Annotated in this window: 19 protein-coding genes and 1 pseudogene; 5 read left to right on the top strand and 15 right to left on the bottom strand. The window is 65.4% G+C overall.

Annotation, left to right across the window (positions count from 1 at the left end; all coding sequences use genetic code 11):
- Position 1 precedes the first annotated feature (1 nt).
- The gene (locus tag BRAGE_RS0111955) at positions 2–376 is read right to left on the bottom strand and encodes a hypothetical protein (protein ID WP_027559714.1); all 375 of its coding nucleotides are present in this window, start codon (positions 374–376) and stop codon (positions 2–4) included.
- Positions 377–634: 258 nt separating this feature from the next.
- Between BRAGE_RS0111955 and BRAGE_RS55810 the strand changes: the two genes are divergently transcribed.
- Entirely contained in the window at positions 635–892 is a 258-nt protein-coding gene (locus BRAGE_RS55810; protein WP_181411698.1) for a hypothetical protein, read from the top strand.
- A gap of 59 nt (positions 893–951) precedes the next feature.
- Here the strand turns inward: BRAGE_RS55810 and BRAGE_RS0111945 are convergent, their stop codons facing one another.
- From BRAGE_RS0111945 to BRAGE_RS0111915, 7 genes are all read right to left on the bottom strand, one after another.
- Entirely contained in the window at positions 952–1,140 is a 189-nt protein-coding gene (locus tag BRAGE_RS0111945; protein WP_027559716.1) for a hypothetical protein, read from the bottom strand.
- Positions 1,141–1,151: 11 nt separating this feature from the next.
- Positions 1,152–1,481, bottom strand: a complete 330-nt coding sequence (locus BRAGE_RS0111940) for a four-helix bundle copper-binding protein (RefSeq protein ID WP_027559717.1) — start codon at positions 1,479–1,481, stop codon at positions 1,152–1,154.
- Between the two features lie 120 nt (positions 1,482–1,601).
- Positions 1,602–2,546, bottom strand: a complete 945-nt coding sequence (locus BRAGE_RS0111935) for a cation diffusion facilitator family transporter (protein ID WP_027559718.1) — start codon at positions 2,544–2,546, stop codon at positions 1,602–1,604.
- 26 nt (positions 2,547–2,572) lie between these two features.
- Positions 2,573–3,475 carry an NAD(P)/FAD-dependent oxidoreductase gene (locus BRAGE_RS0111930; RefSeq protein ID WP_027559719.1) on the bottom strand — a complete coding sequence of 301 codons (903 nt, stop codon included), beginning with the start codon at positions 3,473–3,475 and terminating at the stop codon, positions 2,573–2,575.
- On the bottom strand, positions 3,472–4,548 hold the full coding sequence (locus tag BRAGE_RS0111925; protein ID WP_027559720.1) for a flavodoxin family protein: 1,077 nt from the start codon (positions 4,546–4,548) through the stop codon (positions 3,472–3,474). Before BRAGE_RS0111925 ends, BRAGE_RS0111930 begins: the two co-directional genes overlap by 4 nt.
- Before the next feature lie 67 nt (positions 4,549–4,615).
- On the bottom strand, positions 4,616–4,816 hold the full coding sequence (locus BRAGE_RS0111920) for a hypothetical protein (protein ID WP_027559721.1): 201 nt from the start codon (positions 4,814–4,816) through the stop codon (positions 4,616–4,618).
- A 2-nt stretch (positions 4,817–4,818) separates the two neighbouring features.
- Positions 4,819–5,025 carry a hypothetical protein gene (locus BRAGE_RS0111915; RefSeq protein WP_027559722.1) on the bottom strand — a complete coding sequence of 69 codons (207 nt, stop codon included), beginning with the start codon at positions 5,023–5,025 and terminating at the stop codon, positions 4,819–4,821.
- 277 nt (positions 5,026–5,302) lie between these two features.
- On the opposite strand from BRAGE_RS0111915, the gene BRAGE_RS0111910 reads away from it, so the two are divergent.
- Positions 5,303–5,599 (top strand): hypothetical protein, encoded by a 297-nt coding sequence (locus BRAGE_RS0111910; RefSeq protein WP_156950850.1) that lies wholly within the window; start codon positions 5,303–5,305, stop codon positions 5,597–5,599.
- Between the two features lie 201 nt (positions 5,600–5,800).
- Here BRAGE_RS0111910 and BRAGE_RS0111905 read toward each other — a convergent pair whose 3' ends face one another.
- The 6 genes from BRAGE_RS0111905 to BRAGE_RS0111880 all read right to left on the bottom strand — a co-directional run bounded on the left by BRAGE_RS0111905 (position 5,801) and on the right by BRAGE_RS0111880 (position 11,923).
- On the bottom strand, positions 5,801–6,001 hold the full coding sequence (locus tag BRAGE_RS0111905) for a hypothetical protein (RefSeq protein ID WP_027559724.1): 201 nt from the start codon (positions 5,999–6,001) through the stop codon (positions 5,801–5,803).
- Between the two features lie 145 nt (positions 6,002–6,146).
- Entirely contained in the window at positions 6,147–6,338 is a 192-nt protein-coding gene (locus BRAGE_RS0111900; protein ID WP_027559725.1) for a hypothetical protein, read from the bottom strand.
- A 138-nt stretch (positions 6,339–6,476) separates the two neighbouring features.
- The gene (locus BRAGE_RS0111895) at positions 6,477–7,223 is read right to left on the bottom strand and encodes a Crp/Fnr family transcriptional regulator (RefSeq protein ID WP_027559726.1); all 747 of its coding nucleotides are present in this window, start codon (positions 7,221–7,223) and stop codon (positions 6,477–6,479) included.
- Positions 7,223–10,393, bottom strand: coding sequence for a CheR family methyltransferase (locus BRAGE_RS0111890; RefSeq protein ID WP_027559727.1), 3,171 nt, complete (start codon positions 10,391–10,393; stop codon positions 7,223–7,225). The genes BRAGE_RS0111895 and BRAGE_RS0111890 overlap by 1 nt, the downstream gene beginning before the upstream one ends.
- Before the next feature lie 242 nt (positions 10,394–10,635).
- On the bottom strand, positions 10,636–10,905 hold the full coding sequence (locus BRAGE_RS0111885) for a hypothetical protein (RefSeq protein ID WP_027559728.1): 270 nt from the start codon (positions 10,903–10,905) through the stop codon (positions 10,636–10,638).
- Between the two features lie 10 nt (positions 10,906–10,915).
- Positions 10,916–11,923 carry a chemotaxis protein CheB gene (locus tag BRAGE_RS0111880; RefSeq protein WP_027559729.1) on the bottom strand — a complete coding sequence of 336 codons (1,008 nt, stop codon included), beginning with the start codon at positions 11,921–11,923 and terminating at the stop codon, positions 10,916–10,918.
- Positions 11,924–12,009: 86 nt separating this feature from the next.
- Between BRAGE_RS0111880 and BRAGE_RS0111875 the strand changes: the two genes are divergently transcribed.
- Complete coding sequence (locus BRAGE_RS0111875; protein WP_027559730.1) at positions 12,010–12,414, top strand: response regulator; 405 nt, start codon at positions 12,010–12,012, stop codon at positions 12,412–12,414.
- 51 nt (positions 12,415–12,465) lie between these two features.
- A complete protein-coding gene (locus BRAGE_RS0111870) occupies positions 12,466–12,657 on the top strand; it encodes a hypothetical protein (protein WP_027559731.1) in 192 nt (63 codons plus the stop codon).
- A 347-nt stretch (positions 12,658–13,004) separates the two neighbouring features.
- Here BRAGE_RS0111870 and BRAGE_RS54470 read toward each other — a convergent pair.
- A pseudogene (locus BRAGE_RS54470) lies at positions 13,005–13,127 on the bottom strand (SDR family NAD(P)-dependent oxidoreductase); the annotation flags it as partial.
- A 295-nt stretch (positions 13,128–13,422) separates the two neighbouring features.
- On the opposite strand from BRAGE_RS54470, the gene BRAGE_RS0111850 reads away from it, so the two are divergent.
- Entirely contained in the window at positions 13,423–13,602 is a 180-nt protein-coding gene (locus BRAGE_RS0111850) for a hypothetical protein (protein WP_027559732.1), read from the top strand.

Genomic DNA, 13,602 nt, shown 5'->3' with positions numbered 1-13,602 from the left:
GTCATTGCCGCATGATGGCGGCGACGCAGAGCAGCACGATCAGCGCCAGGAAGAACAGGTCCATATAGGACTTGAGCTCGCCGTCGCGCCGCAGCCGCGCGACGTCGGCGACGACCTGCTTGCGCGCGTTGGTTCCACCCGAACCGTCGTTGATCGGCGCCTGGAGGCGGCGCGTCTCGGCCTCCAGCTTCTCGATCTTCTGGAAGAAGTAGAACGCGCGCAGCGTCGAGGCCGCGCGCATGGCGGAATAGACCAGCACCAGGATCGCCAGGATCGCCCGGTTCGGATACTTCTCCATGAAGTTCAGGCTGAAATAGACGACCGCCAGGAACGCGAAGTTCGTGACGAAGCGGTAGACGAAGCTGAGGAAGACCATGCTGGCTCGAGCCTTGAGGGGTGCGCAACCGGATCGGGTTGCGGGTACGGGATCAGGGAAACCCAGAGCGGAACAGCCGGCCTGGACGCCGTGCAGGTCCCTCTACGCCAACTTCGTTTCAAGAAAGATACCGCCGCGCCCGCAACTCGCCGCCTTTTAGCCACGCTCGGCCATAATGCAAGCTGGCGCCCGGCCGCCGGCAATGGAGATTTGGCCGAAGTCGCGATAGACTGGCAGCGCCACATGTGGGGTCTGCCGATGCCGAAGAAGGGAATCACGGGCCACGACGAATGGGTTCTGACCGAGGCGCTCGCGACCGCGCTGGTTGCGCTGGAGCAGCTCGAACCTAAGCACCAGCCGAACGCGCATATGGACGATCTTCGCAAGATGCTGGCGAACGGCAAAGAGCCGGCGGCAGTGAGCCTGCACCTCGCGCAGGCCAAATGCCGCCTGTTTCCCGACCTCGATCCGCTGGAGATCTACCGGGAATACGGCATCGGCGAGGAATATGGCTGAGGCCCGCGCGCGGCGGCGCGGACGCATCGGCTGCGATTTCAAGCGGTTACAATCGCGCCTTACGGCCCGCCGGCAACCGATCCCGCGATCACCATGGCGAGCGCGGCAAGATCGATCCGGCCGTTGACGATAAGCTCCTCCGAGTCTTTCGCATCGCCTCCACCCTCGACCTTCAGCGCCTGCGGCCGGTTGGCCGCCTGACGTTCCAGCTCGCCGATGATGGCTTCCTTGAGCTTCTCTTCCAACATGGGCTTGTCCCTCAGGCCGCCATGGCGCGGCAGGATTGAGCGCAGGAGCGGCACATCGCGACGCACTCGTCCATGCCGCCGATCCGCTCGCAATCGGCGGCGCATTCGTCGCAGATTTCCGCGCATTCGCCGCAGGTGTGCCGGTGATGCGGCGTGTTGATCAGCATGAAATGCGCGGCCGTCCGGCACATTTCGGCGCAGGCCATCATCAGGCGGAAGTGTTTTGGCTCGACGTGCTTGCCGCCGGTCTCGAGGCAGTGGTTCATCGCCGTGCCGAGGCAGGTCTGGTAGCAGCTCATGCAGAGCGCGATGCAGCGGTTCATCTCTTCGGATTGAGCCATCCGGTCTCTCCAATTGCGCCTTCGATGCGGCCCTGCCCGCTCACGCTCAACCAAGGCGAGGCTTCGATCGTTCCTGCCGGCTGGCCGATTGTGAGATCCCGGGGAACCGCGCGGACGGCGCTAGCCGAAGCGCCGCGCCCGCACCGCGTGGAAGCGGGCATTGGTCTGCGGCTTGATGAACAGCGCCGCCACGCTCGGATGGCGCTTGCGGATCTCTGTCTCGATCGAAACCACGCATTGCTCGATGTCGTCGGCGCGCTTGTCGTCGGCAAACTCGATGCTCAGGGCCGCGACCACCTCGGCCGGCGACAGCTGCACCGTCAACAGGCCGTTGGCCCGCAGCACGCCGGGCGAGTGCCTTGCGATGTCGAGGATGGCGCGCGCAAGCTCGGGATCGGCGGGCTCGCCGATCAGGAGGCTCTTGCTCTCACGGGCAAGGCCGATCGAGGCGATCGTCAGCAACAGCCCGATCAGGATGGAGCCGACGCCGTCCCAGACCGGCTGCGCCAGCCACACTGCGGCCGCAGTCGCTGCGGCGGCAATGACGATGCCGACCAGCGCCGCGCTGTCCTCGAGCAGCACCATGAAGGCCGGAGGATCCTTGCTGCGGACGAAGGCCTGATAATATCCGAACCGCCGGGCATCGGCGCTGAAGCGCCGCACCGCGACCAGCCAGGAGCCGCCTTCGAACAAGAACGACAGTCCGAGCACCACGAAGCTGACGGTGGGATCCTCGATCGGCTCGGGCGCGGCGACATGCATGATGCCCTGATACAGCGAGACACCGGCCCCGAGCGCGAAGATCAGCAGCGCAACGATGAAGCTCCAGAAATACAGCTCGCGCCCATAGCCGAGCGGATGGGCTTCGTCGGGCGGCCGGCTCGCGCGACGGTAGCCATAGAGCAGCAGGATCTCGTTGGTGGTGTCGACGATCGAATGCACGGCTTCGCTTGTCATCGCCGAGCTTCCTGTCCAAGCCGCCGCGCCGATCTTGGTGATCGCGACGAGGATGTTGCCGAACAACGCCGCGTAGACCGAGGTCTTGGTGGATGATCCTGCCGTCATGTTCGCCGATGTCGGGGCCCCGCTTCTCATGCCAGCCGCCGCGGCAGACTGCTGTGGATGGTGCAGGCGGCGATTGCGGCGTGGCCGAACGCGACCGAGATCTGGTGCAGGTCGGTGACGACGTCGCCGATGCCGTAGAGACCTCCGGCCGACGTGCGTTGATGGTCATCGACTTTCAGGTAACCGTCGGCGGTATGCTCTGCGCCGAGCGACACCGCGAGCTTTGAGCGCACCTCTGCGCCCATGACGCGATAGACCATGTCGAATTGCGCCGTGCTTTCGTCCGCAAACACGGCTTCGATCCTGTCCGCCGCGCGTCTCAAGCGCAGGTCGGGCGCGAACACCACCTCGACACCGGCCTCGGCCAGCCGCGACATCGCGGCCTCGTCGTCACCCTGCCCGGTTGCGAGCAGCGTCACATCGGGCGAGTAGCCGCGCAGGAACAGCGCCTTGCCGGCGGCACGCCCGAGCGGGTCGACGACACCGACGCGGCGGCCGATCGCCTCGAAGGCGTCGCAGACCGGACAATAGCGCAACAGCCCGTCCGCGACGGCCACGCGCCATTCGTCGAACGGCGGATGGGTGTCGACGATGCCGCTGGCGAGGACGACCGTAGCGGCCTCATGCGCGCCGCCGCGCCAGCTCGCCTGAAAGCCGTGCGCGAGCCGCTGCAATGCGGTGACCTCGGCCTCGACGCGCGTGACGGCGAGCTCGTCCAGCTGCGCCGACATGCGCGCGATCAGCTCGGCGCCGGACAGGCCGTGCACGAAGCCCGGCACGTTATGACTGCGCGGGATCAGCGCCGCCCGGCTCGCGCCGGTGTCCGCGATACAGACGCGGCGGCGAAAGCGCGCCAGATAGATCGCGGCCATCATGCGGGCCGGGCCGCCTCCGACGATCAGGCAATCGATCGGTTGTGCACCGGTCATTTGGGATTCGGATCCTGAAGACCCGCGCCGGGCTCCTCAAGGCGCCCGCTCCGCGCCAGCTTGACGGCGTCGCCGAGCGCGCGCGCCGCATTCATGACCTCCTGCTGAAATTCGCTGTCCTCGTCGAGCTCGTGGTGCGAGGTGGCGTATTGGTCCATGTAGCCGATATAGCCGTCGAGCTCGGCGAAGCGGCCCGCGGAGATCAGGTGCATGTCGGTGAGCCAGTCGGACAGGGCCCGGCGCACGCCCTCGGCGCCGACGGCATCGCCGTGAACCACGAGGCCAAAGTGACGGCCGGCGAGATGGCGCGGATACGGCCAGCCCTTCAGCTCGATCGCCTTGGCTTCCTTGGCCGTCTTGCCGTGGGTCGAGGTCGGATCGGGATTGCCGCCGTCGGCGCAGACCATGCGGTCCATCATCGCCTTGAGCCCGGACGGCACGTGATACCAGTTCACGGGCGTCACGATCAGGATGCCGTGCGCCGCGACCCAGAGCGGATAGATCTCGTTCATCCAGTCGCTGGTCTGTCCCAGCGAATAGTTCGGATAGCAGCTGCACGGCCAGTGGCAGAGCGGCATCGCGGTCGAGACGCAGGACTTGCAGGGATGGATGGTCTTGCCGAATTCGGAAGCAAGGCGCGACAGATCGAGGATGTCGACGGCGAAGCCCATCTCGACGAAGACCGGCTCGGCCAGCTTCACGAGGCGCCAGGTCTTGGACATCTCGCCCGGACAGGTGTGCTCGCTGCGCGCCGAGCCGTTGATGATCAGGATGCGCGGCGTCTCGCTCGCATCGTCATGCCGCCGCTGCGCCGCCAGCAGCGCGACGCGCGCATCCAGCCAGTCGAGGGCGATGTCGTAGTCGGGATCGGTAAATCCGGGGCCGGCCTTGCGCGTCAGCGGTGCCTTGCGCGAATGGCTGTAGGCGTCCCAGGCGGCACTGACGATGGCATCCAGCTCGCGCCCGAGCGGCGCAAAGGCGGGATCGATGAACTGGCTCTTGTAACGGTGCTCGAACTCCTCGCGCGACAGCTTGACGGGCGGCATTCCCTTGCGAACGTCGGCTTCCGTCATGCTGGCTCCCTCGCGAAGTCGGTCTCATGCGACCAACCCGGGGCGCCGTGCGCGGTTCCGCTCCACTCTACTGGTGAACGGCCTCCTGCGGCAGATCGAATTGCGCAATCCGCTGGTCCAGCCGCCACAGCTCGATGCGGTGGACCAGCACGAGCGCCGCGGCCTCGCGCTTGGCCTGCTCGTCATTGTCGCAGACGAGATTGATGCAGCCGAACACATGCCCGTCCGGATCGATCTGGAAGGCGCGATAATGCTTGATGCTCCGCATGGTCATTCTCCTCGTCTTGGGTAGACGGGCGCGCTGAGCCAGTCTGTCAGGTTTGAGGTCACCTCGTTCTGCTTGGCGCGGCGCAGCAATATCTCGCGCTCCTTGCCGGGCGGCAGACTGCGCGCGCGCTCGCGGGCGTTTTCGGCGAATGCGGCCAATCGCTCCTGAAGCGATTGGGTCTGTTTCCTGCGGTTGCGTTTGGCGGTCATTTGGTCTTTCGCGGGTGATTTCGGATAGAGGGAAATAGGCCCCGGCGGGGGATCGGGCGCCGGGGCCCAAGTATCTGTCAGTTGCCTGCCGGCCAGGGGCGGCCCAGTCCGGCAGCGTCGGTAGCTTCCGCCCCGGCAACGGGTTCCAGCATTTCAATAAGTTAACGCTGGGTGATTTTGCGCAAGGCGCGTGCGCACTGCGGCACCGGTTCGTCGACAGCGTGAATATGCGCGGCGAGAGGCGGTGCATTGCGAGACCGAATGCGCCGGAACCGAAATGCTGATTCGCTGGTTCATGAAGGACCTGAAGGAGGATCATCATGGCGAAAGCAGCATGGAAGCGGCCGGGCTCACCGATCGGCCGCAAGGGACCACGCAAGGCAAATCCCGCGTACAAGCGGCGCGCGCGCCAGCCGTGGACGCCTGCGGACGTGAGCAAGTTGAAGCAGCTCGCGAAGGGAAACACGCCGACGGGCGTGATGAGCGTCAAGCTTCAGCGTCCGGTCGCGGCCATTCGCAGCAAGGCGCAACGCAAGGGGATTTCGTTGAGGCCGACCAACCGCTCACCCTATAACAGGCGAACCAAAGCGGCGAAGGGGCGTTGACCGGAGGCACCGCCGGGTGACAACCGGACGCAACGGGGACGATGGACGTGGTGCTCATTTTTCCGGTTTCTGCCCACGACATCAGCGCATCGGTACGCGCCGACATCTGACCCGTTCCCGGCGCGTGCAGCTCGCACTTCATGCGCGTCTGCACGCGCCCGGATCGCCGTCTAGTTCGGCGGCTGCAAGCCGGGCGAGCGCAGCCATTCGCTCATCTGAGACCCCGTCTCCGCCTGGCGTGCCTTGCGCAACGTCTCGTCGCGCGCGGCCCCGGGCGGAAGCGTTTTGGCTTGCTCGCGCAGCCGCTCCGCTTCGGCAGCCAAGCGCGTCTCCAGCAAGTCGGTTTGTCTATATCGACGCCGTGTCAGCATGAGGCGTTCTCCCTGACCATGAGGCAGAGCGCGTCGTTGCGTTCCGGTCACAGGGTGGTTGCCAAAGCCGGATCGGCATGGCGAGCCATCAACGTCCTACACACCAAACGGTTGCTCGGGTTCCGCGAGTTGTCCGTCTCGGCCCTCAATCAGGTTCGTCTGTTCGATTGTCGCGATGGGCCTTGATCTCCGAGCGCGCCATCGCGCTATCCATCACCGCAAGTCGCGCAGCAGCCAAGGTCCGGTCGTGCTGCTCCGTCACCTGCCGGTGCTGGTCGCGGAGAACGCGGCTTGCTTCGATGGCGCGGGTCGCGCGGGCAAAGAGTGCATTTTGCATTGCCCATCATAGGAGCAGCAGCCGTATCCCGCCTTTGCGTAAGTTACTCAAACGACGTCATTGGCTCAAAACTCTCGCGTTCGCCTAACCTGGATCAAGATTGGGGATTAGGCACGCCGCCTTTCGAACATAAATCGATCAACTGCGCCGATAGAGTTGCAGGTAGCTCGGCGAGAACAGCGCTGCGTCCTTGAGCGCGCCGAGATCGTTGATGGTCAGCGTGCGGTCGCGCAGCACGATCAGGCCGGAGGCGCGCAGTTCCTGCACGGTGCGATTGAGATGGACCACCGACAGCCCGGTGGCGTCGGCGAGATCCATCTGCGTGATCGGCATGATGCAGGAATTGCCGTCGATCATGCCGACGGGGCGAAGCCGCTCGAAGATCTCGCAGAACAGATGCGCCACACGCTCCAGCGCAATGCGACGGCCGAGGTTGATCGCCCATTCGCGCTGGATGGCAGTGTTGATGAGGGTTTCGCACAAGAACGCGTCCGCGAGCGAGCGATCGCCCGCCACCAGACTCTCGAACCGCGCGCGCTTGATTTCGGCATAGATCGCCGGCGTCAACGTCGCGATGGAATGGTCCATCACCGACAGCAGGAACGCGTGCGCATCGCAGCTCTCGCCGGGGAAGATGAAATTGACGATCTGGCGCCTTCCGTCCTCGAGTGTCTTGTAGCGGCAGAGCCAGCCCGACAGCACGATGCGGACGCTGTCGACGGGATCGCCCTCCGAGATCAGGTCCTCGCCGGCCCCGGCGCGTTGCAGGCCTTCGAGCATGGCATATTCGAGCAATGCGCGGGCCTCAGTCGACAACGGCCTCAGCGCGCTCAGCCGGCGAACCACCGGCTCCACCAGGCTTCGATCGGAGGTCGACAGAGTCATCAGCCAGCCACCACGGGTGTGTGGAATGCGCGCTTGCTGAGGGGAATCATGATCGTGCATTGCAACCCGGCCGGATTGAATGCCATCGTGGTTTGCCCCTTGAACTCGAACGCCAGCGTGCGTTCCAAAAGCTCGGTGCCGAAACCCTTGCGCGGCGGCGGCGTGACCCTTGGCCCGCCGCGCTCGCGCCATTCGAACACGAGCTCCGCCGGCTCCGTGCTCTCGTCGAGGCGCCAACTGATTTCAATGCGCCCGGCCGGCTGGCTCAAGGCGCCGTATTTCAGCGCGTTGGTCGCGAGCTCGTGGATCGCGAGCGCGAAGGTCTCCGCGGCCTTGGGCTGGAAGCGCACCTTGGGGCCGGAGACGCGCATCTGCTCGCCTTCGCGAGCGTTGTAGGCGAGCAGCTCCTCTACCACGAGATATTCGAGGTCGACGCCGCCTTCGGGATCGCGGGTCACCAGCGCCTGGGTGCGGGCGAATGCGTTGAGCCTGCCGTCGAGATGGGAGGCATATTCTTCGACGGTGGTGCTGGAATCGGCCGAGCGGCGGGCGATCGAGCGCACCACGCCGAGCGTGTTGCGGACGCGGTGCTGAAGCTCGGCCAGCAGCAGGCGCTGCCGCTCCTCGGCGCGGGTGATCGCGGTGACGTCGATGAAGGTGATGACGACGCCGGCGATGAAATTGTCGATGCTGCGATAGGGCAGGATGCGCACGATGTAGCGCGTGCCGCTGTCGGGCGCGCTCAGCTCGCGCTCGGCGGCGGCGAGCGTGCGCAGCACGCGACGGACGTCGTCGTAGAGCTCCTCGATCGGGATGCGCGCCTTGATATGGGCGATCGGGCGGCCGGTGTCGGTCTCGACGAGATGCAGCACCTGCGTGATCGCCGGCGTGAAGTTCATCACGCGCAGATCGTTGTCGAGGAACACGGTCGCGATCTGCGTGCTCTCGAGGAAGTTCTTGAGGTCGCTGGTGGCGCGCGTCAGCTCCTGGACGCGGTGCGCCAGCTCGCCGTTGACGGTGGTCAGCTCCTCGTTGACCGACTGCAACTCCTCGCGCGAGGTCTCGAGCTCCTCATTGGCCGATTGCAGCTCCTCATTGAGCGACTGGTATTCCTCGTTGGAGGATTTCAGCTCCTCGTTGGTGCTTTCGAGCTCCTCGATGGTCGCCTGGAGGCGCTCGCGCGTCGCGCGCAGCTCGCTTTCGAGACGCTCGACATGCTCGGTGCGCACCAGCACGTTGGGATTGCCCTGGTTCGCCTCCATCGTGCGAACCGGGCCGTCCTTGAACAGGACGACGAAGTTGCGCTGGCTGCCGGCGCCCTCCTGAATCGGCTCGACGGTGATGTCGACCAGGACGCGGTGGCCGTTGACGCCGAGTTGCACCTGCTCGGCATGGGCCGGCTCGCCCGTCTCCGCCGCGCGGCTGAGCGCGGTGCGCAGCTCGAGCCTGAGATCGCGATGCACGAGTTGCAGGAGGTCGAGCGTGGCGGCGCCCGCCGTCGGCTCGATGTAACGGCCCGTCCGTCCGGAGAAATGCAGGATCTGGAAATTGTCGTCGGTGATGACGTAGGCGGGCGCATAGCGCTCCGCGATCCGCTGCGCGCGGCGTTCCAGGCCGACGTCGGGCCCAAACGAGCGCACCGGCGGCACTTCGACCGGCGCCCTGCCCGCCGCGGTCGTGATCGGAAATTCCGGCGGCAGCCGCGTTCCGGTCTCGAGCTTCTTGAAGATGCGGGCACGGCGGTCGACCGGCGCGAACAGCTTTGGATGCCGCGTCACGTTCTCGGAATTGCCGAGGAACAGATAGCGGTCCGGCAGCAGTGCGAAGTGGAACAGGGGGATCACCCGGTTCTGCAATTCGGCATTGAGGTAGATCAGCAGGTTGCGGCAGGAGACGATGTCGAGCTTGGAGAACGGCGCGTCCTTGATGACGTTGTGCTGCGAGAAGATGCACATCTCGCGCAGCTCCTTGACCACGCAATAGGTGTCGCCCTCGCGCACGAACCAGCGCGCCAGGCGCTCGCCGGTCATGTCGGCCTCGATGTTGGTGCGGTAGCGGCCGACGCGCGCGGCGGCGAGCGCACGGCCATCGATGTCAGTGGCGAAGATCTGCACCTGCGGCGCGGAGTCCATCCGGGCCATGTGCTCACGCAGCAGGATGCCGATCGAATAGGCCTCTTCCCCCGTGGCGCAGCCGAGCACCCAGACGCGCACCTGCTGGCCCGCGGCCTTGCCCTCGAATATCCTCGGAATGATCTGGCTCTCAAGCACCTCGAACTCGCGCTTGTCGCGGAAGAACTCGGTGACGCCGATCAGGAGATCGTTGAAGAGGTTTTGGGCTTCGTCCTTGTCGTTGCGCAGGAGATCGACATAGGCGGAAATCTCGTCGATCTGGACCACTTGCATGCGCCGCTGCACGCGGCGCAGGAAGGTGTTCTGCTTGTAGCCGTGGAAATCATTCCCGGTCTTGTTGCGCAGGATGTCCGCGATGCGCGACAGCGAGGTCGCGGCCGCGGCGAGCACCTCGTCGAAACCCTGCTTCTCGTCCAGGCGCCGCAGATGTCGGGCGTAGACCTGGATATGTTCCGGGATGTCCTCGGGCGACAGCACGTAATCGGCGATGGCGGCGGGTCTATTGCTGTCGTGCAGCTGGTCGGCCTCTTCCTGGCTCACGACTTTCTCGGCGATGGCGAGGCCGCCGTGATCCTTCAGGGTCGCGGTGCCGAGCGTGCCGTCGCCGCCGGTGCCGGCGAGAATGACGCCGATGGACTGCTCGGCGCGCTCCTCCGCCAGCGACACCAGGAAGCTGTCGATGGTGGCACGCTCGCCGGGCGCCTGCTCGGCCTTGCGGATCGCGAACCGCTCACCCTGGATCGTAGTGATCATCGCCGGCGGGCACAGGTAGATGGTGCCGCCCTCGATCGCATGGCCATCGCCGATATCGGCGACCTTGCTGCCGTTGGAGTCCTGAACGATCCGGCGCAGCCGGGCTTCGTCGAAAGCCTCGTGATGCTGAAGGGCCAGCACAATGGCCTGATCCGTGCCCACGCTGAGCTTGGCGAAAAAACGTTCGATGCTGTCCAGCGCGGCGGGCGAGGCACCGACGCCGATGATCAGCGGGGACTTGATCTGACGCTCTCCCTCGACCGGCTGGTCGCCGATTTCATTCATGGCTCTGGCAGCTTTCGTTCACCGACCGGAACCAACAGGGACCGGCCCCTGCAAATAGCAGAAATCGATATTACCCCAACAGATCAAAGGCCAAAATGTCCCGAAGTGTTACTCACGCCCGTACCAGGCGTGGTCGGTCGGTTCCAGCCCGAAAGCCCGGGCGTGCCCGGCTTGGCAAAAGCCGCAATGCAACGAAAACGGCCGAGGTTGGAGCGCCGGATACGCAGCCAGGGCAGCGGCCTTCAGTTGCCCAGATCGACCTCGCGCTGGAGATATGCCACGCGCTCCTCGATCAGCGTCCGGTGACGCTCCCACTCGACCAGCGTCTCCTTGAGCAGTTGCACCAGCCGCTCCGCCTGACGGGTGTCGTGGCCGCCGGCCATGAGTTCAAGCACGCGTTCTTCCTGATCGCGGATGCGCTGCCAGCCTTCCTCGATGTCGTGGTCGGCCTTCACCAGGAGGCTCTGCTCGGCATTGAGCTGCGCGGTGCGTTCGGCAGGGGAGATGGCCATGGCAGAGCCTTCACGCCTCCCGCTTGCGAACGGGAGGATCGAGCGATTTTAGCACGACGCGCCGGATCATGTCGGCATATTCGCGGTATTCGGCAGCCCTCACCTCGTACATCTCCGCGACAGCGGCCCGCCCGGCACGCCGGCCCTCGGCCGCCATGCGCTGCACCAGTTCCGCCCGCTCCTCGATGATACGCAGCGCGACCCGCAAGGCTTCATCCACCCGCCCTTCCTGCTCCTTAGCGAGCGTATCGGCGGTGAAGCCATGCCCGACCTGGCAGCGGAAACGCGTCGGACGGGCATCCTTGACCTGGGACAGGACGCCGCCACAGGCCGGGCAGGTCAGCGCGACTGGATCGGCCATCACCATCAGGCTGTCGCTGCCGATCCGTTCGCCGGCGGCAATCTCGACCTCGAGCCTGATCTCGGGCGGGATCGGCAGAGCGGCGCCGGCCTGCTCCCTAACGAGTTCGGACAGAACGTCTCCCATACCGGCGCCGGGAAAACAGAGATCGATGGTGGTCGCCTCCATCGCGCGCCGCGGCATCTCGTCGGCGATGGCGTCCGCGGGATCCTGGACCACGGTCATCCCGCCGCAGCGCTTAATGGCGTTGAGGCCGGCGACGCCATCGGAGAGAAGGCCGCTCAGGAGCACCCCGATGACCCGCGGCCCGTGGTTGAGGGCCGCGGAGCGGAACAAGGCGTCGATCGCCGGACGAACCATGTTCTCACGCGGGCCGCGGCCGAGGAAGACGCGATCCTCAGCGAGCAGCAGATGATGGTCGGGCGCGGCCAGATAGATCCGACCCGGCTCGATCTTCATACCGTTCTCGGCCTGCCGGACCGGAAGCGGGCCGGCATTGCTGGCGACGGTCGAGAGGATGCCGATACCTTGGGCCGGAATGTGCAGGACGACGAAGACGGCGGCGGGTAGGTCCGCGGGCAGACCACCCAAGATTTGCTTCAACGGTTGGGTGGCTCCGGCGGAGCCCCCGATGACAATGATGTCTCGGTTGCGCATGGAACCGGCCTCCGTTTGCATCGTTTGCACCAAGGCGGGCCACCGTCTTATGTTCCTATGGGCTCGAAGCGAATGCCGGAGGCACCATGGCGGTATCGCCGACATCGTCACGTCAACGCGCGCAACTGAGTGGGCGGCGCATTTTCGTGGTCGAGGACGAATATTTTCTCGCCGACGACATCAGCAATACGTTCCGCGCGCTCGGCGCGGAGATCGCCGGTCCCGTCGGTCACCTCGAGGACGCGCTCAAGATCCTGCACGACGGCAGCGTCCTGGATGCCGCCGTGCTCGACGTTAACATCCGCAGCGAGATGATCTTCCCGATCGCGCGCGAGCTGAAGGCACGCAACGTGCCCTTCGTGTTCACCACGGGATACGACAAGATCACCCTCGGTCCGGAATTCCAGGACGTGCCGCTGCTGGAAAAACCGATCGATCTTCCGGCGATGGCGCGGAAGCTGGCCGCGCTCATCGCCGATCCGCAGGCCTGACACGCAACGAGGCGTCTTGCTTTGCACTTCTCAACGCGCAAGGAGCCGTCGATGATCTATGTACCGGACTCTCCCCTCGACCGAAAACTCCTGAGCCATTCGCACGACCTGGTTCGCGAGGCCATGGCACTGCTGCGCAGGAGCGACCATCTGGTCAGCGGGCAGCGTCTGCGCGACGAATTGGAGCAGGAGCGCCGCAACGCGGCGCGCCGCGACAGGCAGAGAACCGCACGAGACCGCTGAGTTCAGAGGTTTGCGGGATCAGAACAGATGCGCGAAAGCGAGCCAGACGGTCACCGCCAGGCACAGGAGAACCGCAGCATAGGGCAGCGCGACGCGCAAGACAGGCCTCCCCGCTCAGCTCACCATCATCCAAACGATTGCCACCAGCATCACTACAAAACCCGTGATGGCGGTTGCCACGAACGCCTGTTCGACGCGATCCATTGCCATCGCAGCCCCTCTTCCAGCCAGGGCAGTCTGATCGCTTACGAGCCCCGGCGCATTAGGGTATGTGAATCGACGCCCTCCATCTGTTTGGCCGCGCGGAATTTGCCGCATCGCTGCGCGGAAATTGCAGCGCCCTGGCCTTACGACTTGGCCGTGCCCGGCTCGGCCATCTTGCGATGCTGCTTGGCCAGCATCTCGTTCGTCGTGACGTTCGCCACCGTGGTCTGGATCTTGTTCTTGAGCCCCGTGACGATATCCGCGTCGCGCAAATGGCACTGGCAAGGCCATGGCCGCCTGCTGATGTCGACACATCCGGACCGACCGCCCGCGCCGCTGCCGGACGCCACCACCCTGCTCCAGGGCAATGAAGGGGTGATCATCGGGCTCGAGACCGGTAATCACCGCAGGAACCATCGGCGCATCAGCGAGTCTCATCAACGCTTCCGGCGTCCCCCCGCTTCCGGAAGCGTACTAGACCGCAGCCCCGGCGCTCGCCCCCCCTTCACGCGCCGGGGCTAGCGGCGTGAGCCTGGAGGCAGGCCATATCGGAGGCAGCTCATGGGCAAGACCAAGGGTCTTCGCGAGCGGATCGTCGGCAGGGCCAGGCAAGCCGTCGGCGAGCTCATCGGCGATCAGGATCTCCACGACGACGGGAAGGCGCAAGCCGAGCGCGGCCGCGACGAGCAGGGCCAGCCGAGCGAGCTCAATCCGCTGAAGAAGCTCAAGCAGCTCACGTGA

Source organism: Bradyrhizobium genosp. SA-4 str. CB756 (genome assembly GCF_000473125.1).
Classification (GTDB): domain Bacteria; phylum Pseudomonadota; class Alphaproteobacteria; order Rhizobiales; family Xanthobacteraceae; genus Bradyrhizobium; species Bradyrhizobium arachidis.
Note: the sequence above shows the minus strand (reverse complement) of the source record. Positions and strands in the feature narration are given on the sequence as shown.